Raw genomic sequence first — 21,767 nt, forward strand, 5'->3', positions numbered from 1 at the left:
GTGAATAAAAGGGATGAAGGATTTTAGTCTTTTATCTCTTTTTTAGCATCATCTTTGAAAGCGCTTTATAATCTGAGAGGAGCTGTAATTAATGATAAAAAGGAAACATAAAATTATGGTGCAAGTAATTCTGTTCGTTTTTGTCTATTCAACTTTTTATATTGATGGTCAACCTTTTAAGGCACAGGCAACAAAGCATAATACAGCAATCTTTGGTTATCTTCCTATTTCTGGATCTTGGGTGAATAATGATCACGGCTTAATTAGAGGGAGCAGCGATAAGAAACAACCTGGACTCATCCTATCATCAACAGAGGTTGGAAATTATTTTGTCTATGAAGCGAATGTGAAAATAAAGTCCTCATCCAAAAACACAAAGGGCTCTCTTGTATTTAGAGCAAATGAAATTGGCAAAGATGGATATATGCTTTCCTTAGAGCCGATAAAAAACAGAGTACAATTAGTTGATATGGACTCTGGTAAGGTTATCGGAAAACAAATCAATAATCAGATAAAAGAAGATGTTAGCCATAAAGTGAAAATAATAGCAGATGGACCATCAATCAAAGTATTTTTGAATGAGGAAATTATAATAGATTTAAAGGATTCAAAGCATTCGAAAGGTTTTACAGGCTTTCATGTTGAATCTGGTACAACAGAATTTAGCCACGTCCTTATTCATGAGGTCAAAACAAATCTTACTGAGTGGGAGATGAAAGAGCAATGGTCAGCATTTCCACATGGGTTAGTAGGACATGCTTCATCAAAAGAGAATATTAATGCTATATCAAACACAAAGGTTACCGATTTCAACTATGAAGCAAATGTGATGATAAATGATGAAAATGGGACTGGAACATTACTTTTTAGGACAGATAAAACAGGATTGCAAGGGTATGGCCTGCAAATAGATGCAAAAAAAGATCAAATACGATTGATTGAGCTAAAACATAATAAAGTCATTGAAGAAAACAACATGTCAATTCATTCTGGAACACTCTATCATATTCGAGTAAAAGCAGCAGGAAACTCGTTAAAAGTATTTTTGCAGAACAGCTCAGAGCCAATCATAAATGCTCAAGATCATACTTATGATAAAGGTTTTTTAGGACTACGTGTATATAACGGAAACGTGGTTTTTCAGAATATCCTGGTGAGTGATTTTTCAACGAACTTAGATGGTTGGAATTCGAACAATGGAGACTGGCTTCCACATCTTGAAGGAATTATGGGCAGTAGTTATGAGGCAGATAACACATATCATATGGCAGAAGCAACGGAAGGGAATTTTATCCTTGAAGGAGATCTGAATGTAGATCCTACTGCGCCATACGGAACAGCTGGTCTTGTTTTTCGTGCAAACTCAGATGCAACGAAGGGATATATGATCAAAATTGACCCTAATTTAAACCAAGTACGCTTATTAGATTTGAGCGGAGACCGTACAGTCGCCATAGCTGATCGAAATATTGAAACAGGAAAGACTTATCATTTTGAGATTCATGTCAATGGGCCAGCGATGAAAGTGTTTCTGGATGGATATGCTGAACCTGTAATAGATGTACACGATACGGCATATTCAAGCGGGAAATTTGGATTAAATGTTTATAATGGAACGGCATATTTTCAACATGTATATGCAACACCATTCAATGAATATTATGAAGAGCTTTATCGGCCACAGTATCATTTTACACAAGCTAGGGGCTCAGCTAGTGACCCAAATGGTTTGGTTTATTATGAAGGAGAGTACCATCTTTTTCACCAAGATGGTGGCAAATGGGCACATGCTGTTAGTCCTGACCTTGTCAATTGGAAGAGATTGCCGATTGCCATTCCATGGAATGAAATGGGCCACGCATGGTCTGGTTCAGCAGTTGTAGATAGGAATAATGTTTCAGGGTTATTTAATAAAGAAGGCTCAGGATTAATAGCCTTCTATACATCTTTTAATCCAGCTAAGCATAATGGTGATCAAAAGGTTGGTGTAGCTTATAGCCGGGACAAAGGGAGAACATGGGAGTTTTATGATGGGAATCCGATCATACCTAATATAGGTGAATTTTATGGTGGGGAAGGATGGGACTTTCGAGATCCGAAGGTTGTCTGGGATGAGGACCATAAGCTATGGGTGATGGTCATTTCAGGTGGAGATCATATCCGCTTCTTCACATCAAAGGATTTATTGAACTGGGAAATGATCGAATCATTTGGCTATGGGAATTATGTCAGAGGCGGTGTTTGGGAATGTCCGGACTTTTTTCAGTTACCAGTTGAAGGTGACGAAAAGAAGAAAAAATGGGTACTCTCCATAAGTACTGGGGCAAATCCAAATACAAACGGTTCTGATTCAGAGTATTTTATAGGAACATTTGATGGTAAACGTTTTGTGAGCGATCATCCTGCTGGTGTTGTTTTAAAAAATGAATTTGGAAAAGAAATGTATGCAGCGATGTCTTTTTCAGATATCCCTGAGTCAGACGGACGACGCATTTCTTTAGGATGGATGAGTAACTGGGATTACCCGTTTAGCTTCCCCACTAATCCTTGGCAGGGACAAATGTCGATTCCTCGTGAATTAACATTAAAAACCGTACCAGGAGAAGGCATCCGGTTATTTCAACAACCGATTGAGGAACTATCACAACTAAGAGGAGGAGCTACATCATGGAGTAATAAACTTGTGAAACCAAAAGACCCCAATTTACTTTCAGAAATAAGAGGTACAGCATATGAAATCGTTGCGGAATTTGAATTACCTGAAAAGAATCAACCGGAGGAATTTGGTTTCCAATTGAGAAAGTCAGAAACTCAACAAACAGTTGTAGGCTACAATGTATCAAATTCTAAAATGTTCTTTGATCGATCAAAATCAGGGGAGGTCAACTTTTCAGAGAAATTTTCTACCTTCCATGAAACCAATATCAATCTAGAAAATAATCGGATTAAAATGAGGATGTTTGTAGATGAATCATCTATAGAAGTATTTGTGAATAATGGTCAAGCTGTTTTTACAAATTTGATTTTTCCGGATGGAGCTAGTGATGAAATCGGCTTTTATACAAAGGGGGGCGATGTGAAGATTGTTTCCTTAGAGGTCTTTCCTTTAAAAGGTATATGGAAGGATCCTTCAAATAGCGTTAAAACAACGAATAAGATTGTCATGGATCACCAAAAGCTTGAGCTTAAGGTAGGTGAAACACATAAACTTTCAGCAGTAAATCTCCCGTATTCTGCTAATAATCAAAAATTAAAATGGAAATCAAGCAATCCAACGGTTGTTGAATTGAAAACAATTGATAACAATAACGCAAAGATCAAGGTAGTTGGCCATGGAAGAGCGCTTATTGAAGCTACAACGGCTGATGGGAAAGTAGTTGGAACCACGCTTGTTGATAGTAAAGCATTCTTTAACATTGTCGATGTGAATAGCGGAAAGGCATTAACCGTTAATGGAACACTAAATGGATCGAAAGTAAAAATACAAGGAAAGAAGGGTAGTGTAGAACAGTTATGGACTATTGAAAGAAATGAATCTGGCAGCTGCAAGATCATTTCCACAAATAGTCAAAAAGTTTTAGATGCTTCAGGAATTTCAAATGGTGATGATGTTCAAATTTGGGAATACCTAGGTTATGGAAATCAACAATGGTTGCTTACACATAATGGAGATGGTACCTACACTTTTAGTGTTGTCAATAGCGGAAAGGCTTTAGAGGTGGCACAAAATAGCAGTAACGACGGAACAGTTGTTGAGATTAATAAAAGAAATTCTGAAGCTGCACAAAAATGGAAGTTGATAGAAGCGGATTTTCCTCTGAAAGTAGAACAATAAGTATAGATAAACCCTTCTTACTACACGTAAAGAAGGGTTTTTATACTATCAAATATAAAAAAATAATGCAAGATAGTATACGTGAAACTAAGGGTATCGCCATTAAAACTTAGCGACAATTTAAATTTTTTCATACAAATGAAAGTGAATGATATCCTACTGATTCCGCACTCTATAAGTAAAACGTCTAAGATAGGTGAAATCATGAAAAAGAAAGTAACGATTATAGGTGGAGCAGGAACAATTGGAAGTATTTTAGTGAATGGGCTTTGTGATACATATGAGTTTGTTATTTTAGATAAAAACGTACAGCCTTCTTCTTCGACTTGTCGTACAGTTCAAGTAGATGCAACGAACTATCGGGAGTTACTAGAAAGTATCCCGCAGGATACTGATGCAATCATAAATTTATTAACAATTAAATCGAATGATGATTTAAAGGATCTTGATCAATTTCATAAGATGACAAACATTCATTTTATATCCTCATTTTATATTTTGCATGCAGCTATAACATTAGGAATTCCGAAAGTTATTTATGCAAGCAGTAATCACACAACAGACTATTATGAGGAAAATGGAGTTTCAACATTAGGAAGGATGATCAATACAAATGATTATCCGTTATCTAAAGGACTATATGGTGTCTTAAAGTTAGCTTCAGAAAATATTGGCCATATATTAGCAGGAGAAAAAGAAAACAACCTCTCCGTTATTAATTTGAGAATTGGAAGTGTCCAAAAGGATGAATATCAAGCTGTAAAACAAAATCCGCGATTGCATCATACATTACTGTCTCATGAGGATACCGTTCAACTTTTTGACTTAGCACTTCAGTCTACAATTAAATATGGGACTTACTATGGGGTTTCCGATAATCCAGGAAAACCGTGGGATACGGAAGATTTATGGCAAGATCTAGGCTTTATGTCAAAGGTGAATTCGATGAATGTTCTAAATAGAGATACAAACTAATTTTTGCTGTAAAGTCTTTAACAGAGCAAAATAATCCATATAACATGATTGAGAAATCCATTGTTTATTAAGTAAAGAAAGAGTAACCTAACACTACTCTTATGTAAGAAGGTGGGGTTTTGTGAACAAGCGGCCAATATTCAGTGAATATTTCTTTCGGCATAAATTAAGCTACTCTTTTGGTGCAGTCCTATTAACGATATCTCTTGTGCTCCAATTATTGGTTCCTCTTTTATTAGAGGATTTTACAAATGGTATTCAATATTTCACTGTTACAGCTTTCGAACTGTTAAAATTAGCCATTTGGTTCATTGTTTTAGGGATAGGAATTTTCTTTTTTCGTTCATCTGGGCGTATCTATATTTTTCGGTTATCAAGGATGCTTGAACGAGATTTACGTACGAGGTTATTTACTCATTGGGAAAAGTTGCCGGCAGAATATTATCAGCAGCAAAGAATTGGAAATCTCATGGCACATGCGGTAAATGATGTGAATATTCTTCGTCAAATTGGAATGCAAGGAATTTTTCAGATGATTGAAGCAGTCGTCTTAATATCCATCGGAATTTTTATGATGGCGGGTATGATTAATTGGTATTTAACATTACTTGTTCTGCTACCTTTACCGGGATTAACTTACTTAGCTTACCGGTTTCGAATCAAAATAAAAATGCATTCAAGTAAAGTACAAGAAGCAATAGGGATTCTGACAAGCAGAGTCCAAGAATTTTGTACAGGAATTCGAGTAATCAAAACGTATGTACAAGAACATGAAGAAATGAAGAAATTTACAATGGAGAATGAAGAAAATGTAGAGGCAAACAAGCAATTAATACGTTCGAACTCTCTTTTTACATCATTAAGTCAAGGGATTGCGGGGCTAAGTTATTTGATATCCATTGTATTGGGATCGATTTTGGTTATGAAAGGGGCCATTTCCCTTGGAGAATTTGTTGCATTTAACACGTATCTTTCCCTTTTAATAGCCCCTATTGAAAACCTTGGGAAGGTCATTAATCTGTTTCAGCAGGGGAAAGCAGCAGAGTCTAGATTAAGTGAAGTTTTTGCAACAGAACCTGAAATAAAAGATGAAAAGGATGTCATTCCATTAAAAAAAATTAATGGTGACATCATTATTAAAAATTTGTCCTTTCAGTATAAAAATAGTAATAGCTATGCACTTAAAAACATTCATTTACAGATCAAAAAAGGATCTAGTTTAGCGATTGTCGGAAAGATAGGAAGCGGTAAATCAACGCTCGTTAACCTGCTGTTACGCGTTTATAATCCACCTGGAAATACTATTTTCATAGATAACTATGATATACGTACTCTGCCTTTAAAGCTACTAAGAACTTCAATAGGGTATGTACCACAAACAAACTTTTTATTCTCCTCAAAAATCAAAGAAAACATTGCATTTGATCCAAAGCCTTACCAAGATAAACAAATTTTTCGAGCAGCTCAGCAAGCGCATGTTTATACCGATATCATGGGTTTTTCGGATGGATTTGAAACCACTTTAGGTGAAAGGGGACTTTCATTATCTGGTGGACAAAGACAGCGTGTAAGTATCGCACGTGCAATAATAAAAGACTCACCAATTATAATATTTGATGATAGTTTAAGTGCTGTGGATGCAAACACGGAAGAGAAGATTTTGAAAACCTTACAAACGGAAATGAGAGGAAAAACATCTATTATCATTAGTCACCGTATTTCAACCATTCGGCATGCAGACCAAATCATCGTGTTAGATAAGGGGAATATTGTTGAGCGAGGAAACCACGAATCTCTTTTAAAAAGAAATGGGATCTATAAAAATATGTTTGTCCAGCAATCCAATGAGATGAATATACAATCACCTAACGAAAGAATCATTCGAATCAAAAAAAGGGGGGATTAACATACGCAACTCAGATGATAAAAATAGCATAGCCATGAGTGATAGCCGATTGTTAAAAAAACTGTTAGGGTATGCTGGGCCTTACTGGAAGCGCATTCTTATTTCCGTTCTTTTCACAGCATTAATTGTCATCACAAGCCTGGCACAGCCTTACATCATTAAAGTAGCAATTGATTCATATATTAACGGTATTTATTCACCGATGGCAGTTGCTGATCAACATATGGAAGATAAATACGAAAACAGCTTAAAGGAACAAGAAATAGATTATAAGAAAGTGACAAGTTTTCGTGATCAAATATATTTTCGTATAAAGGATTCTTCTCAAGGTGAAATGATAGAAGATACTCAAAAGGCAGCAATCATTTCTATTGATCACTCCTATTTTTTAGTGAAAGGATGGAACTCAGGGCTCACTCATAATGAGGATTATGAATTTACCGAAAATTCTGATGAAATCAGAATTGGTGAAGAATTATATCCGGTTACACGATTAAATCCAAGTGAGCTTGATCAATTCCGAAACGATGATTATGAAGGCTTAATCTTATTAGGGATTGTTTATTTTTTATTAATTATTGGTTCATCATTCCTTATGTATCACCAGCAAAACACACTTCAATTTACGGGCCAATTGATTATATACGATATAAGGCAAACAATCTTCAAGCATCTTTCAAAAATGTCCATTTCTTTTTATGGCAAGCATCCAATTGGAAGACTAGTCACAAGGATTACTCATGATGTTGAGGCTCTTAATCAATTATACTCTCAAGTTATTGTGAATTTATTAAAGGAAATCCTTATTTTACTTGGGATTATTATGATTATGCTACATATGAGTGTAAAGTTAACACTCGTTAGTTTGATTGTCATTCCTGCAGTTGCCCTTACAACCGTTTATTTCAAAACAGTCATGAGGAAAGCACAACGTAATATCCGGAAAATTCTCTCTAGGTTAAATTCTTTTCTTGCAGAAAATCTCTCAGGTATGAGTGTCATTCAAATTTTTGCACGGGAAGAAAAACAATTGGAGAGATTTAATGAACTTAATGAAGAACATTATCGTGCTGGAATGCGACAAACGGTTTTAAACTCAATTTTTAACCCATCAATTGGTTTTTTTGGAAACATCGCTTTAGCGTTGCTTGTCTGGTATGGGGGAAGAAATGTGTTGGAAGGAGCTGTTACGTTTGGAGTTGTGTATGCGTTCACTCATTACGTAAGGCAATTTTTTGAACCCTTACGTGCATTAGCGGATCAATTTAACCAAATTCAAACAGCTCTTGCATCCTCAGAACGAATATTTGAAACATTGAATACAAAGCCAACTATATTGAATTCAGAACAACCAAAGCACCTAGGTGAAAACATTCGAGGCAACATTGAATTTCAACAAGTTTCCTTTGCTTATAAAAACGACGAATGGGTGCTTCATGATCTTAATTTTTCCATTAAAGCTGGAGAGACCGTTGGGATTGTCGGGGAGACAGGAGCAGGAAAAAGTTCAATCATACAACTTATTAACAGGTTCTATGATATTCAAAGAGGAAAAATTACATTAGATGGTGTGAACATAAAAGATATACACTTATCAGAATTAAGAAAACATGTTGGGATTATTCAACAGGACAGCTTTGTCTTCTCAGGTACGGTATTTGATAATATCCGGCTGAACCAACTTGATATTACAGATGAAGAGATTGTAAGGATAGCTAAGTCAGTAAACATTGATACCTTCTTTCGTTCACTTCCACAGCAATATCATACAGTACTTGGCGAGCAAGGCACCGTATTATCGACAGGCCAAAATCAACTACTTTCCTTTTTGCGAGCGATTATAGGAAATCCAAAGGTGTTAATTCTTGATGAAGCCACAGCTAATATTGATACAGATACAGAAGCAGTTGTTCAAGAAACGTTAAAGAGAATCTCAAAAAACAGAACAACCATCATTATTGCTCATCGTCTCTCAACCATTCAGCACGCTGACAAAATTATCGTATTAAGTAAAGGGAAGATTATTGAGATGGGCACTCATCAAGAGTTATTAAGAGAAAAAAAGACGTACTATCAATTATGTAAAAGTCAGAGTAAACCTCACCGCACAAAGCTTCGAGTTTAATAACTAGTTCCAAGTACCGTAAGAGAAACAAGGAATGTTATAAAAAGAGCGAGTAGAAATGGAAGGAAAGGAGCACCTTCTAAGCCTACTCGCTCTTATAATTTTTTAAATTGAACGAAGGTTTTTCTGATCCTCACAAAACTGAGAAGGAGATACACCGACAATTCGTTTAAAGGTTCTACTAAAATATAATTCATCTTCATATCCGACATTTTGGCTAACCTCTTTCACTTTGACATCCGAAAGGACAAGCAGCTCCTTTGCTCGCTTCATGCGCAAATGTGTCAAGTATTCGATTGGACTTAAGCCGATGTACTTTTTGAATAACCGGGAATAATGACTAACACTTAATCCAGCAATTTGTGATAGCTCGGACAATGTTATGGTGTTTTTATAGTGATTAACCATATAGTCAATTGTTCCTTCAATTGCCTTCTTACTATCTCCGTTCAGCATTTGTGATTGAAAGTCTTCAACAAAAGTTAGCAACAGCTCTTGAAAAACAATTTTTTGCTGCATGTTAACGGTTGAGCCGTGCTTATTAGATAAAGAGTTTAATTGCTCTAATAAAACAATGACAGCTGAATGATTGCTAATGGTATAGACTCCTTGAAGTGGAAAAGTTACCTCATGTGCATGTTTAAATTGCCATGAATCCTTTTCCTCAAAAGCCATAGCATAGGAAAAACGTACAAAATAAAATTCCAATGGATGAACACGAGCGGCTTTTTTATCACAAATCATCTGAGGGGTAAAAACAACGAGTTTACCTGGTTGTAATTTGTGTCTCTTTCCATTTATCACAACCTCTCCATACCCTTTTGTTATGTACCATAGTGAATGAAATTTTGGTCTTTTTCCTTGTCTATTCCAATTAGGAGGGCAGGATTTATGACCAGCTAATAGTAGAGAAAAAGTTAATTTATTTAATGTTAATGAGAGGTTTCTCATTTTATTACACAAGTGTACACCTCCTATTCTGCACTTTTATCCCACTCTTAACGGGCAGGAAGACCCCCACCTAAAGCTTTTGAGTTTACAAAGAGGTAGGTGGGGGATATAACTTGCCCGTAAAGGTCCGATTGGTTCAACTAACCATCAGTGGGGGATGAAGAGCCCCGACTGATGGAAGTTTCACTTTATCCCTATTCATACGCATTATGAGTAAAAATAGAACAAGTTCGTTTTATGTATAATCCTATATAACCTAAAGATAGGACAAGAAGTATAGATAAAACGTAATAATCATTTCTGTTTTTTATACTCATTTCCTCTACAGTCTACTTTTTTGTAAGTCTAAATTCCTATCTCTAAGAAACTGATTATATCTAACTATAAAATACTTGGACTATAATCAGGGGGCAACAAAATCTACTCTAGAAAGGGAGGAAGCATTTGAAAAAGGAGAGAAGGAGTTTTCGACGGTTATGTATGATTATGTTCGCATGTATCATGATTGTTTCATCTGTAGTAAGTATCCCACAAAATGAAAAGGCTTTCGCGAACGAGGAAACTGCATTTGATTCGATCTATGAGGCAGAAGAAGCTACGATCAAAGAAGCTATCATTGACAACCAGCATCCAGGTTATACAGGGACAGGTTTTGTTGATTACAAACCAAATGCACCAGGTGGGACAATCACATGGAAGATTCCAGATATTCCAGCAGAAGGAGAATATTCTCTAGTATTCCGTTATGCAAATGGAGCAGCCGAAAATAGACCTGCAGAAATCACAGTCAATGATCAAGTAATTAGTGAAGAACTGGCTTTTGATTCTACAGGGGAATGGACAAATTGGCAGAGCGTTTCGATAAAAGCAGCTCTGCAAGCTGGTGATAATACGATTGTTGCTACAGGAGTAGGTCCAAGCGGTGGTGCAAACATAGATCATTTACGTATTCACAATTCTACTTCAGATCCAGATGATGGTGAACCTAAACCTATTGAAGTAGAACAGGTAACATTACAGGAATTAGTGGATGGTGTAACACTAAAGAAATTAAATGCAGCAGGGATGATCAATGACTTTACACGTGAAGAAGACGAAGAAATGTCAAAACTAGAGTTTTTCGCAGCCATCAATCGTGTCATGGGCTTCTATAAAGAAGAAACGTATAAAAACGTAGATGAGGAGATCTTAAAAAATACTTGGTGGAGCTACGTATTAGAAGCAGCAACGCAAGAGGGATATGTAACACCAGATCAAGTTAAAAACATAGAGGCAGAAGATAAGATAACAAGACGAGAAGCAGCAAGCATCATTAGCGAAGTTCTTGATCTAAATCCTGGAAATGGAAAAGGGAACAGTGAAAACACAGTGGGGGCTGTCGTTTCCAAGGGGATTATGTCTGGAGAGGCAGACTTCGGTAAAAATGATTATGTAACAATTGGTGAGGCTTCAAAAATTATAGAAAAAGTAGGGAAGTTAACGAATGAACAGTCAAAAGAGATTCATGTTGTGAATTCTCTGTCTGTTACTCCTCAATTAGTAGCTGTTATGTTGAATGGACAAATAGAGAATTTTGATGTAAAGGCATTAGCAATAAAAGCTGCAACTGGATCCTTTAATGGGTTAAATCCCGTCTTACAAAATATATACCCAACACGTGCTGCAGTTGGAGAAAATAAATTTGGTGATACCGTTGTTTTATATGAACTACAGCAACCATTAAAAGATGGAAAGATAGTGAAAGAAGAGAACTTTGAATTTACAGGAGATATTGAAGAAGCGAAGAACCGTGCAAAAAATCTTGTGTCATGGCAAATGGATCATGGAGGATGGACCAAGAGCATGGATGAAGAATATAGCCGTCTTTGGGATGGTCAGGAAAAGCGCTCAACGCAATTTGGTCCAAATGGTGAAGAATTGGGCTCTATTGATAACAATGCAACCATAAAGGAAATTCGATTTATTTCTGAGGTTTATAGGGAAACAAAAGATGAGAAGTTGAAAGAAAGTATTTTAAAAGGAATTGATTTCTTATTAACCATGCAATATGAAACGGGTGGTTGGCCACAGGTATATCCGCAGCGCGGTGATTCGCCAGAGAGTTCTGTCTATTATTCGAACTATGTCACATTTAACGATAATGCGATGATTAATGTTTTACAACTGTTGGATGACGTATCTAATGAAAAATATCCTTTTGATCAAAACATAGTAGATGAAACATTAAAGAACAAGATTGAAGCATCAGTGAATAAGGGGATAGATTATATTTTAAAATCGCAAATTGAAGTAGATGGAAAGCTTACGGCTTGGTGTGCACAACATGACCCGATCTCTTATGAAGCACAGCATGCCAGAGTATATGAACATCCATCGATATCGGGAAGTGAGTCGGTAGGAATTGTGAAATTTTTAATGTCACGACCAAACCAAACCCCAGAGATACAAAAAGCGATTTTAGGAGCACTTCAATGGTTTGATGAAGTGAAATTAGAGGGGATTCGCTACGTAAGTGGTGACCCGAATGGTGTATATTTTGTTGAGGATCCAGAAGCTGTTACATGGTACCGATTCTATGAAATTGGAACAAATGAACCGATCTTCTCTGGAAGAGATGGTGTCATTAAACGAACCATTCAAGAAATTGAACAAGAACGTCGTGACGGGTATTCATGGGGAGGAAGCTATGCTAAGCAGCTATTAGAAATAGCAAAAACAACAGGATATTTTGAGAAACACGTTTATGTGGAGGTTCAACCTAATGAACTAGTGGATACCTACGGTAGAGGACTTGTTGAAAGGGAGCTAAGCAGAGTGGAAGATGCGACAGAGGAATTAAGAAAACTGCATGTTACTTTGACTGTTTCAAAGGATGGTAGGGGAGACTATCAAACAGTCCAAGCAGCGATTGATGCAGTACCTGCTAATAATACAGACCCGGTTGAAATTTTTGTCAAAAACGGTGTTTATAAAGAAGTAGTAAAAGTACCTGCAAATAAACCATTTATTTCATTAGTAGGAGAAAGTGCAGAAAACACGATTCTTACGTATGATAACTATGCAAAAAAGGAAAGGCCAGAAGGAGGAACATATGGCACAAGTGGCAGTGCAAGTGTATATTTGTACGCAAATGATTTTACAGCCAAAAACATGACAATGGAAAATTCCTTTGATGAAAGCTTAGTAGAAGGCGGCTCCCAAGCGGTTGCGGTTTATACACGTGGTGAAAGAATGAAGTTTCATAATGTTCGCTTTATAGGGAACCAAGATACCCTTTATGTTAATGATGGAACTCAATACTTTAGTCAATGTTATATAGAAGGTGATGTTGATTTTATTTTTGGAGGAGCAAGAGCGGTATTTGAAGAGTGTGAGATTGTCTCAGTAGATAGAGGCTCCAAAACAAATAATGGATATATTACAGCTGCAAGTACGGATATAAACAAACCGTTTGGTTTTCTGTTTATCAATAGCCGCTTAATAAGTGAAGCAGCAGATGGCACTGTTTACTTAGGAAGACCTTGGCACCCTGGAGGAGATCCGAATGCTATAGCGAGTGTGGTCTTTAAAAATTGTGAACTTGGAGCACATATTCATCAAGAAGGCTGGACAGATATGTCAGGCTTCAGTGCAAAAGATGCAAGATTTTTTGAATATCAAAACGAGGGACCAGGTGCAAATCTGTCTCGTCCTCAATTAACTGATGAAGAAGCTAAGCTCTATACTGTGGAAAATGTGTTAAATGGATGGAACCCAAAACAATAATGAACAAAAGCGCAAGCGCCTTGGTTAGCCTCGGGCAAATAAGACGATTTAGAATAGAAGGCGTTCTTTGCCTTCAATTCTAAATTGACTTATGACCTCGAGGGGCTAGGCGCTTGCGCTGGACACCAAAACTATGTACAAAGCTTTATACTATCAAAACTTCTTGAAAGGACGATCTATAAATGTATAGCTCATCCTTTTTTAACATCATGCATGCTTATTCCATTAGTTATAACCATCAGAACTTTACCACGAAAAAGTCAAAATATGGGGGAAACAGGTATGAGTGAACGAAGGAAAACCTCAATATTAATTGCAGGAGATTCAACAGCTTCATCCTATCCAGTAGAGAGAGCTCCACAAGCGGGCTGGGGTCAGGTATTAAACCGATTTTTTACGGATGAAATTAGAATTGAGAATGAAGCTGCTTCAGGTCGAAGCTCTAAAAGCTTTATTCAAGAGGGGAGATTACACAGAATAGATGAAAAGCTGAAGGCTAATGACTATTTTTTTGTTCAATTTGGTCATAATGATGCAAAACAAGATGACAGATATACTGAACCATTTTTAGATTTCAAGGATTATCTTAATCAGTATATTGATGTTGCACTTAAAAAAGAAGCTACCCCTGTATTAATTACACCAGTACAAAGAAGAAGTTTTGATGAGAATGGGAACTTTGAGGAAACACATGGTCATTACCCAAGTGCCATCAAACAGGTTGCAAGAGAGAGAAATATACCTGTTATTGATCTAACTAAAAGAAGTAGAGAATACCTTGAAAAACTGGGTTCTGAGGAATCAAAAAAGATCTTCCTTTGGCTGGAAAAAGGAAGTAACAAAAACTACCCGGATGGACTGAAGGATAATACCCATTTTAGTGAAGAAGGAGCATATCAGATTGCTAGTTTAATAGTAAAAGGAATCCGTGAACTTCAATTACCTATTGTCGATTATATGAATGAGTAAAGCATGACTGTCAGCTTGGCAGTCTATTTTTATTGTCAGAGTACGTAAACCAATAATCATTTTATTAGTTTTTCTAACAGAATCGCCGGAAAACCTTGAATTTTTAAGGGATATGAGGAAGTGATTATATACGATTTCCAATTGGCTGAATTATTCTGATAATGTGCAACAAACAAAAATTCAAACTGGGGGTAAAAAAATGATTAGTACCAAAAAATTCCTTAGTACGGTTTGTGCTCTTTCATTAGGATTATCATCACTTGTTGCTTGTTCAAATGAAAGCGCTTCAAACACTAACCAAACAGCAGAGTCGGGAGAAAGTGATGCACCATTTAAATTATCAATTATGGCGACTCTCCACACACCTGAAATTCCGGATGAAAGGCTAGAGAAACTAATAGAAGAAAAAACAAATACGGAATTGGATATTCAATGGGTACCAGACGCAAATTATATTGAAAAATTAAACACAGCATTTGCAACAGGAACATTGCCAATGGCAGTATCGATATCAGCTCAAGAATTAGGTACTCAGTTTAAGCAAGCTATTCGTGATGATCAGTTCTGGGAAATCGGTCCGTATTTAGATGAATTTGAAAATTTGAAAAAGCTAAAGCCAACCATTATTGAGAATACCAAAGTTGATGGTAAAGTGTATGCCATTTATCAAGGTAGACCCTTGTCCCGACAAGGTTTCATCTTCCGTAAAGATTGGGCTGACAAATTGGGAATTGCTACTCCAACGAACACAGAGGAGTTTTATGAGATGGCAAGAGCGTTTACAGAGGATGATCCAGATGGCAATGGGAAAGACGATACAATTGGATTATCAGATCGCAGTGATTTAATATATGGGGCATTTAAAACGGTCTCATCTTGGTTTGGTACTCCAAATGAATGGGGAATGAAAGATGGTAAATTAATGCCGGAGTTTATGTTTGATGAATATATAGATACATTAGACTTTTTTAGAGATTTACATGAGAACGGATATATCAATAAGGATTTCCCGGTAACAAGTAAAAAGGACCAACAAGCTATGTTTAAAAATGGGACATCTGGAATTTATGTAGGATCTATTGGTGATGTACAAGGCTTATATGATGATGCGATTAAGCTTAATCCGGATTTAGAGTATGATGTTCAAAATAAAGTTGAGGGTCCAAACGGAGAGTTTGGCATATGGTCTATTCCTGGATTTGGAAGTGCTATATTGTTTCCTAAATCCGCTATTAAATCTGAAGAAGAGTTAAAAAAGGCTTTAGAATTCTATGACCATTTAATGACTCCTGAACTGGCAAACTTGTTGTTATGGGGAATTGAAGGAGAGCATTATGAAGTAAAAGATGGTGCTGCATTACCAGATGCAAGCATAAGAGAGAAGCTAGATCGTGAGGTTAGACCATATCTTTCTCTAGAGGTTGGAGAGCCTGATACAAATGGCAGATATGAGGGACTAGCTGAGTATGAAATTAAAGCAAAAGCTGAAGAGCTAATTAAAGAAAATGAAAATTATCTCATTAATAACCCTGTTGTTACATTAGATTCTGAGACATTTACGAAAAATGGTGAAAGATTACAAACTATTATTACTGATGCAACTTACCAATACATTCTTGGTCAAATTGATAAAAAAGGCTTTGATGATGCTGTTAAGAAGTGGAGAGAACAAGGGGGAGATAAGGTCATTGAGGAATACAATGCCTCTTATGAAAAAGTGAATAACTAACGAATAGAAGACATGAATGGTAAAAGTGGAGAGGCTGTACAATGTGAACAGCCTTTTCCATGTCTCATAATCTAGTTGATTAGAGGAAGGAAGTTGAAAATGAATAATGACTTAGTTACAGTGAAAAAAAGTACCACTGTTATTCCTGAGACAAACCGAAGAGCAGAGTTATGGAGACGTATTAAAAAAAATAAATTAATCTATCTCATGATTCTACCTGGTATTTTATATTTCCTCATTTATAAATACCTGCCAATGTATGGATTAATTATTGCTTTCCAGGACTATAAGCCATACTTAGGTATTTCCGGGAGTGAATGGGTTGGTTTCGAACATTTTAAACGATTATTTTCAGAACCTGATTTTTGGATGATTTTTGGTAATACTCTTTTTCTCTTTTTGTTACAGTTAGTTATTTTCTTTCCAATCCCAATTATTTTAGCCTTGATGTTAAATGAAGTGAGAAATCATGCCTTTAAAAGAACTGTCCAAACGATTATTTACATCCCCCATTTTATGTCTTGGGTCATTATCGTTTCGATTTGTTATGTTATCTTAACTCTCGATGGCGGTGTGGTGAATGGGATTTTAGAAAGCCTGGGATTTCAGCAAATTAACTTTCTTTTAAGTGACGAATGGTTTAGGCCTATGTATATTTTACAGGTCATTTGGAGAGAGGCTGGTTGGGGTACAATCATTTTCCTAGCAGCAATTGCTGCCGTGGATCCTCAGCTATATGAAGCAGCCAGAATGGATGGTGCAAATCGCTTACAGCAAATGATTCATATTACTTTACCTGCTATTAAAAGCGTTATTGTTGTTCTATTAATCTTAAAAATTGGTGACGTCCTAGAACTCGGTTTTGAACATATCTACCTTCTATTAAATTCCTCAAATCGTAATGTTGCCGAGATTTTTGATACCTATGTTTATACAACTGGTCTACAGCAAGGTCAATTTAGTTATAGTACGGCTGTTGGTTTCTTTAAAGGTATTGTAGGGCTTGTCCTGGTTATGTTTGCAAACTGGCTGGCGAAAAAGTCTGGTGAGGAAGGCGTCTACTAACATTATTCAGGAGGGATAACAATGGTCGAAGACAAATCAATAGGCAGCCGCCTATTTAATTGGACGAATATTATTCTATTAACCATTATTTCATTGCTCACAATACTACCATTTATTCATGTTGTTGCCAGCTCGTTTGCGACAAGTGCGGAATTAGCTGCAAAAAGATTTGTGCTGATTCCTACAGAATGGAGTCTTGCAGCGTATAAATATATTTTTTCTACGGATACAGTCCTTCGTGCTCTAGGAGTATCTGTTGGCGTCACCTTTTTTGGAACTTTGTGGAGTATGTTGCTTTCTGTTCTAACCGCTTATGGTCTTTCTCGAAGAGATTTAGTTGGTAGAAGGTTTATTATGTTTTTTATCGTATTTACCATGTTATTCAATGGCGGGATGATCCCAATGTTCTTAGTTGTGAAGGAAACAGGCTTACTCGATTCTTATTTATCGTTGATTATCCCTGTATCCATTAATGCTTTTAACATGATTATTCTTAAAAGCTTCTTTCAGGGGTTGCCTGATGGGTTGGAGGAATCTGCGAAAATTGATGGATGTAATGATTTCGGGATTCTCTTCCGTATCGTACTCCCTTGTTCAATGCCTGTTTTAGCGACGATCTCATTATTTTACGCAGTGACATACTGGAATACGTATATGCATGCCATTCTGTATTTAAATGATGCTTCAAAATGGCCTATTCAGGTGCTGCTGCGTCAGATTGTTGTATTGGCCGGTGGTATGAACTATGATGGAGCGAATTATACAGATGTTCCACCACCTGAACAGACGGTTAAGATGGCTGTCATTGTTGTAGCGACAATACCTGTGCTTCTTGTTTATCCATTCCTGCAGAAGCATTTTGCTAAGGGTGCTTTGTTAGGATCAATGAAAGAATAGTTATTAATTGATGAGAGAAGGTGAAGTAATGAATACAAGTAATGAGGAATTAATGTCAAAATTAGAATGTGTATTCGAAGGCTTTTTTGATTGGCTTGCAGGTCAGTACGATGAAGAAACTGGCGGATTTTACTATGCCAAAAGTTCAATCCGCGATGACAATTATACACCTGACATTGAGTCTTCAGCCCAAGCCTTAAACATTTTAGATCGAAATGATTTAGTAAAAGATATGCCTGAAAAAATGAGAAAGCAGATGATCGATTTTTTTCAAAACAAACAAGATTCCGATACAGGGTACTTTTATGATCAACATCCTGCTATGAAAAAAGATGAAGTGATGGTTCATAGAGCCATCAGTTACTCAGTGGGTGCTCTTCACAAGCTTGGTAGTCAACCTTTGTATCAGCTTCCTCTAGAGGCTAAAGCTGCACCGGAGTATGTGAAATCACCAGAAGAATATTTGAAAAAATGGAGAAGTATTGATTTAAGCAATAGTTGGAGGGGCTGTGATTTATTAGCCACTTCTTGTGTTTATATAGGGCAAATGAAAGAGGAAGAACAGGCCCCTTTTCTAAATGAGGCATTACGTTTTTTAGAAAGCATACAAGACCCGGAAACAGGACTCTGGGGTGAAGGGAGTTTATACGTTCGTATATCAGGGACGTTTAAGCTGCATACCTTTTATCACCGGTTTGATATTCCAATGCCAAACACAGATCGTATTTATAGAAGCATCCTAACCTGTTTACGAACAGAAGAAGCAAAGGATATGTGTTACATTCGGAATCCAATCGATCTTCTTTCTTATATGAATAGAACCATCCCTCAACAGGAATTAACAGAAATAATAAGTATTACCGTAGAAAATATAAAAAAATTAAAGCGAGAGGATGGAGGATTTTCACGGGAAATTGAGAATTCACCATCCGCACCAAATGTAGCCCAAGTGAAAAAAGGGGAATCCTATCCTGATATGCCTGAGCCTGTCCATTTAAGCAAGGGACTTTTTGAGGGAGATATGAATGCAAGCACTCAAGCTACTTTAATTCGAAAGCAGTTGCATAAGTTAGCTGGAATACCTGTTAGACCATTAAAAGAAGCAAAGACTTTTTATACAAAATTGAAAACAGAAGAGACGTGTTAGTCTAATAAAGGATCCTATCAAATGTCAAATGTGCACATAGAAGACCGTAGAAAGATAGGTTGATAGTGAGAGGGGCGAGATCATTTGAATCAGAATCGAATCTGGTTTAAAAAACCCGCAAATGAATGGAATGAAGCACTACCAATAGGAAACGGCCGTCTTGGTGGAATGGTTTACGGGAATACGGGTATTGAACGTATTCAATTAAATGAAGATTCCGTATGGTACGGAGGGCCTAGAGATCGAAATAATCCGGATGCATATAAGTACTTACCAAAAATTCGCAACTTGATAAAGAAAGGTCATTTACGTGAAACACATGAATTAGCAAAATTTGCATTGTCTGCCACTCCACCAACGCAAAGTCATTATATGACCTTAGGAGATCTTATTCTCGACATAGGTCACGAATTTGGAAAAAAATACTCCAGAGAACTTGATCTTGAAAATGGAATGATAACAGTTTCTTATTTTTCTGATGGAATTCATTTTAAAAGAGAAATGATATCAAGCTTTCCTTCTGATTTGATAATCATTCATTTAAGTGGTGACCAAGGTAGATCCATTTCTTTTTCCGCACGATTAACTAGAGAAAAAGGACGTTATGTAGATGAGATTCGGAGAGTAAATCAACACAGTATCGTAATGCAAGGTTCATGTGGTGGAAAAGGTGGATCTGACTTTAGTGTTGTTTTATCAGCAATGACTGATGGCGGTACAACTCAAACAATTGGAGAGCATTTGGTCATTACAAATGCTGATACGGCAACGTTATTTATTGCTGCAGAAACAACTTTTCGGCATGAAAATCCAGAGGTTGTATGTTTAAACAAAATTAAGGCTGCTTTAAAGAAAGATTTTTCTATTTTAAAAGAAGAACACCTTGAGGACTACCATGCTCTATATAACAGGGTAGAAATGAATCTACCAAAAAAGAATAAAAATCTAGAATGCTTGTCGACACCAGAAAGAATAGAACGAGTAAAAAAGGGTTTGGAGGATAATGGGCTAATAGAGCTATATTTTCAGTTTGGTAGGTATTTACTTATGTCAAGCAGTCGAAAAGGAAGCTTGCCTGCTAATTTACAGGGGATTTGGAATGATAAAATGACTCCACCTTGGGATAGTAAATTTACCATTAATATCAACACTCAAATGAATTATTGGCCGGCAGAGGTATGTAACTTATCTGAATGTCATGAACCACTTTTTGATTTGGTTGAAAGAATGCGGATAACAGGTAGTCATACGGCAAAGTTCATGTACGGTTGTAAAGGTTTTGTTGCACACCATAATACAGATATATGGGCTGATACCGCACCACAAGATATATACCCCCCTGCTACAACATGGCCTATGGGGGCTGCATGGTTATGTCTACATCTTTGGGAGCATTATCAGTTTACAGGTGATATTTGTTTTTTAAAGGAGAAATATAACACGATTAAAGAATCGGTAGAATTTTTCCTTGACTTTTTAATAGAGACAGAAAATGGTCAATTCGTTACATCACCATCTGTTTCTCCAGAAAATACGTATATCCTGCCTGATGGGGAATCAGGTACGATTTGCTTTGGACCAACAATGGATAATCAAATTTTACACGCACTTTTTACATGTTGTATAGAGGCGAGCAAACTTCTTTCGATTGATGAACTATTCCGAATGAAAGTAGAAGAAACTCTAGAGAAAATCCCGAAGATGAAGATTGGAAGACATGGTCAAATTCAGGAGTGGTTAGAGGATTATGAGGAAAAGGAACCTGGCCACCGGCATATTTCACATCTGTTTGGTTTGCATCCGGCTAATCAGATTACGATTAGAAAAACACCTGAACTTGCCAAAGCTGCCAGGGTAACGTTAGAACGAAGATTGAATCATGGTGGGGGGCATACCGGTTGGAGTAGAGCATGGATCATGAATATGTGGGCTCGATTAGAAAAATCAGAGCTTGCCTATATGAATCTTATAGAACTACTTAAACATTCTACTTTACCCAATTTATTTGATAATCATCCACCATTTCAAATTGACGGGAATTTTGGTGGAACCGCAGGAATTGTTGAAATGTTATTGCAAAGCCACGAAGGTGAAATTCATTTGTTACCGGCGTTACCGAAGGCTTGGGATGTAGGAGATGTTAAGGGATTACGTACAAGAGGCGGTTTTGAAGTGTCTTTAAGATGGGAGAAGGGAAAATTCACTTCCGGAACACTTACGTCTTTATTAGGAAATAAATGCAAACTTAGAGTGGGGAGCCCTGTGTCTATATCGGTTGAAAACAAGTGGAAAATACCCACTACGTTAACTAATGATGGAGCTATCTCCTTTCAGACGGAGAAAAACAAGCGATATATGATTACCGTTGAGTAAATGCTATATACGAAAAAGTTCCTTTTATAC

The 21,767-nt window shown here is 36.7% G+C and carries 12 protein-coding genes; 11 read left to right on the top strand and 1 reads right to left on the bottom strand.

The window, feature by feature from the left end; translation table 11 throughout:
• Window positions 1-91: 91 nt before the first annotated feature.
• The 4 genes from AC4GZ8_RS23190 (at window position 92) to AC4GZ8_RS23205 (ending at window position 8,841) form a co-directional block, all read left to right on the top strand.
• The gene (locus AC4GZ8_RS23190; RefSeq protein ID WP_491084252.1) at window positions 92-3,835 is read left to right on the top strand and encodes a GH32 C-terminal domain-containing protein; all 3,744 of its coding nucleotides are present in this window, start codon (window positions 92-94) and stop codon (window positions 3,833-3,835) included.
• A gap of 204 nt (window positions 3,836-4,039) precedes the next feature.
• Window positions 4,040-4,810, top strand: coding sequence for an NAD-dependent epimerase/dehydratase family protein (locus AC4GZ8_RS23195; RefSeq protein WP_491084253.1), 771 nt, complete (start codon window positions 4,040-4,042; stop codon window positions 4,808-4,810).
• Between the two features lie 121 nt (window positions 4,811-4,931).
• The gene (locus AC4GZ8_RS23200; protein WP_491084254.1) at window positions 4,932-6,716 is read left to right on the top strand and encodes an ABC transporter ATP-binding protein; all 1,785 of its coding nucleotides are present in this window, start codon (window positions 4,932-4,934) and stop codon (window positions 6,714-6,716) included.
• 49 nt (window positions 6,717-6,765) lie between these two features.
• On the top strand, window positions 6,766-8,841 hold the full coding sequence (locus AC4GZ8_RS23205; protein ID WP_491084255.1) for an ABC transporter ATP-binding protein: 2,076 nt from the start codon (window positions 6,766-6,768) through the stop codon (window positions 8,839-8,841).
• 105 nt (window positions 8,842-8,946) lie between these two features.
• On the opposite strand, the gene AC4GZ8_RS23210 is transcribed toward AC4GZ8_RS23205, so the two are convergent.
• Window positions 8,947-9,804, bottom strand: a complete 858-nt coding sequence (locus tag AC4GZ8_RS23210; protein WP_491084256.1) for an AraC family transcriptional regulator — start codon at window positions 9,802-9,804, stop codon at window positions 8,947-8,949.
• Window positions 9,805-10,236: 432 nt separating this feature from the next.
• Here AC4GZ8_RS23210 and pelA point away from each other — a divergent pair, with 432 nt between their 5' ends.
• The 7 genes from pelA to AC4GZ8_RS23245 all read left to right on the top strand — a co-directional run bounded on the left by pelA (window position 10,237) and on the right by AC4GZ8_RS23245 (window position 21,737).
• Window positions 10,237-13,557, top strand: coding sequence for a pectate lyase (pelA, locus tag AC4GZ8_RS23215; protein ID WP_491084257.1), 3,321 nt, complete (start codon window positions 10,237-10,239; stop codon window positions 13,555-13,557).
• 282 nt (window positions 13,558-13,839) lie between these two features.
• The gene (locus AC4GZ8_RS23220; protein ID WP_491084258.1) at window positions 13,840-14,526 is read left to right on the top strand and encodes a rhamnogalacturonan acetylesterase; all 687 of its coding nucleotides are present in this window, start codon (window positions 13,840-13,842) and stop codon (window positions 14,524-14,526) included.
• A gap of 199 nt (window positions 14,527-14,725) precedes the next feature.
• Window positions 14,726-16,255 carry an extracellular solute-binding protein gene (locus AC4GZ8_RS23225; protein ID WP_491084259.1) on the top strand — a complete coding sequence of 510 codons (1,530 nt, stop codon included), beginning with the start codon at window positions 14,726-14,728 and terminating at the stop codon, window positions 16,253-16,255.
• A 99-nt stretch (window positions 16,256-16,354) separates the two neighbouring features.
• Entirely contained in the window at window positions 16,355-17,320 is a 966-nt protein-coding gene (locus tag AC4GZ8_RS23230; RefSeq protein WP_491084260.1) for an ABC transporter permease, read from the top strand.
• Between the two features lie 21 nt (window positions 17,321-17,341).
• Window positions 17,342-18,217 (top strand): carbohydrate ABC transporter permease, encoded by an 876-nt coding sequence (locus AC4GZ8_RS23235; RefSeq protein WP_491084261.1) that lies wholly within the window; start codon window positions 17,342-17,344, stop codon window positions 18,215-18,217.
• A 28-nt stretch (window positions 18,218-18,245) separates the two neighbouring features.
• Window positions 18,246-19,364: a prenyltransferase/squalene oxidase repeat-containing protein gene (locus AC4GZ8_RS23240; RefSeq protein ID WP_491084262.1), complete on the top strand. Its 1,119-nt coding sequence runs from the start codon at window positions 18,246-18,248 to the stop codon at window positions 19,362-19,364.
• A gap of 84 nt (window positions 19,365-19,448) precedes the next feature.
• Window positions 19,449-21,737: a glycoside hydrolase family 95 protein gene (locus AC4GZ8_RS23245; protein WP_491084263.1), complete on the top strand. Its 2,289-nt coding sequence runs from the start codon at window positions 19,449-19,451 to the stop codon at window positions 21,735-21,737.
• The last annotated feature ends 30 nt before the right edge of the window (window positions 21,738-21,767 follow it).

This window comes from Metabacillus sp. RB-C-LZQ-3-1, assembly GCF_058315175.1.

What these genes read in the sequence shown, in the direction of transcription:
- AC4GZ8_RS23190 (WP_491084252.1), top strand. Translation starts at nt 92, where the DNA reads ATGATAAAAAGGAAACATAAAATTATGGTGCAAGTAATTCTGTTCGTT.
- AC4GZ8_RS23195 (WP_491084253.1), top strand. Translation starts at nt 4,040, where the DNA reads ATGAAAAAGAAAGTAACGATTATAGGTGGAGCAGGAACAATTGGAAGT.
- AC4GZ8_RS23220 (WP_491084258.1), top strand. Translation starts at nt 13,840, where the DNA reads ATGAGTGAACGAAGGAAAACCTCAATATTAATTGCAGGAGATTCAACA.
- AC4GZ8_RS23225 (WP_491084259.1), top strand. Translation starts at nt 14,726, where the DNA reads ATGATTAGTACCAAAAAATTCCTTAGTACGGTTTGTGCTCTTTCATTA.
- AC4GZ8_RS23230 (WP_491084260.1), top strand. Translation starts at nt 16,355, where the DNA reads ATGAATAATGACTTAGTTACAGTGAAAAAAAGTACCACTGTTATTCCT.
- AC4GZ8_RS23235 (WP_491084261.1), top strand. Translation starts at nt 17,342, where the DNA reads ATGGTCGAAGACAAATCAATAGGCAGCCGCCTATTTAATTGGACGAAT.
- AC4GZ8_RS23240 (WP_491084262.1), top strand. Translation starts at nt 18,246, where the DNA reads ATGAATACAAGTAATGAGGAATTAATGTCAAAATTAGAATGTGTATTC.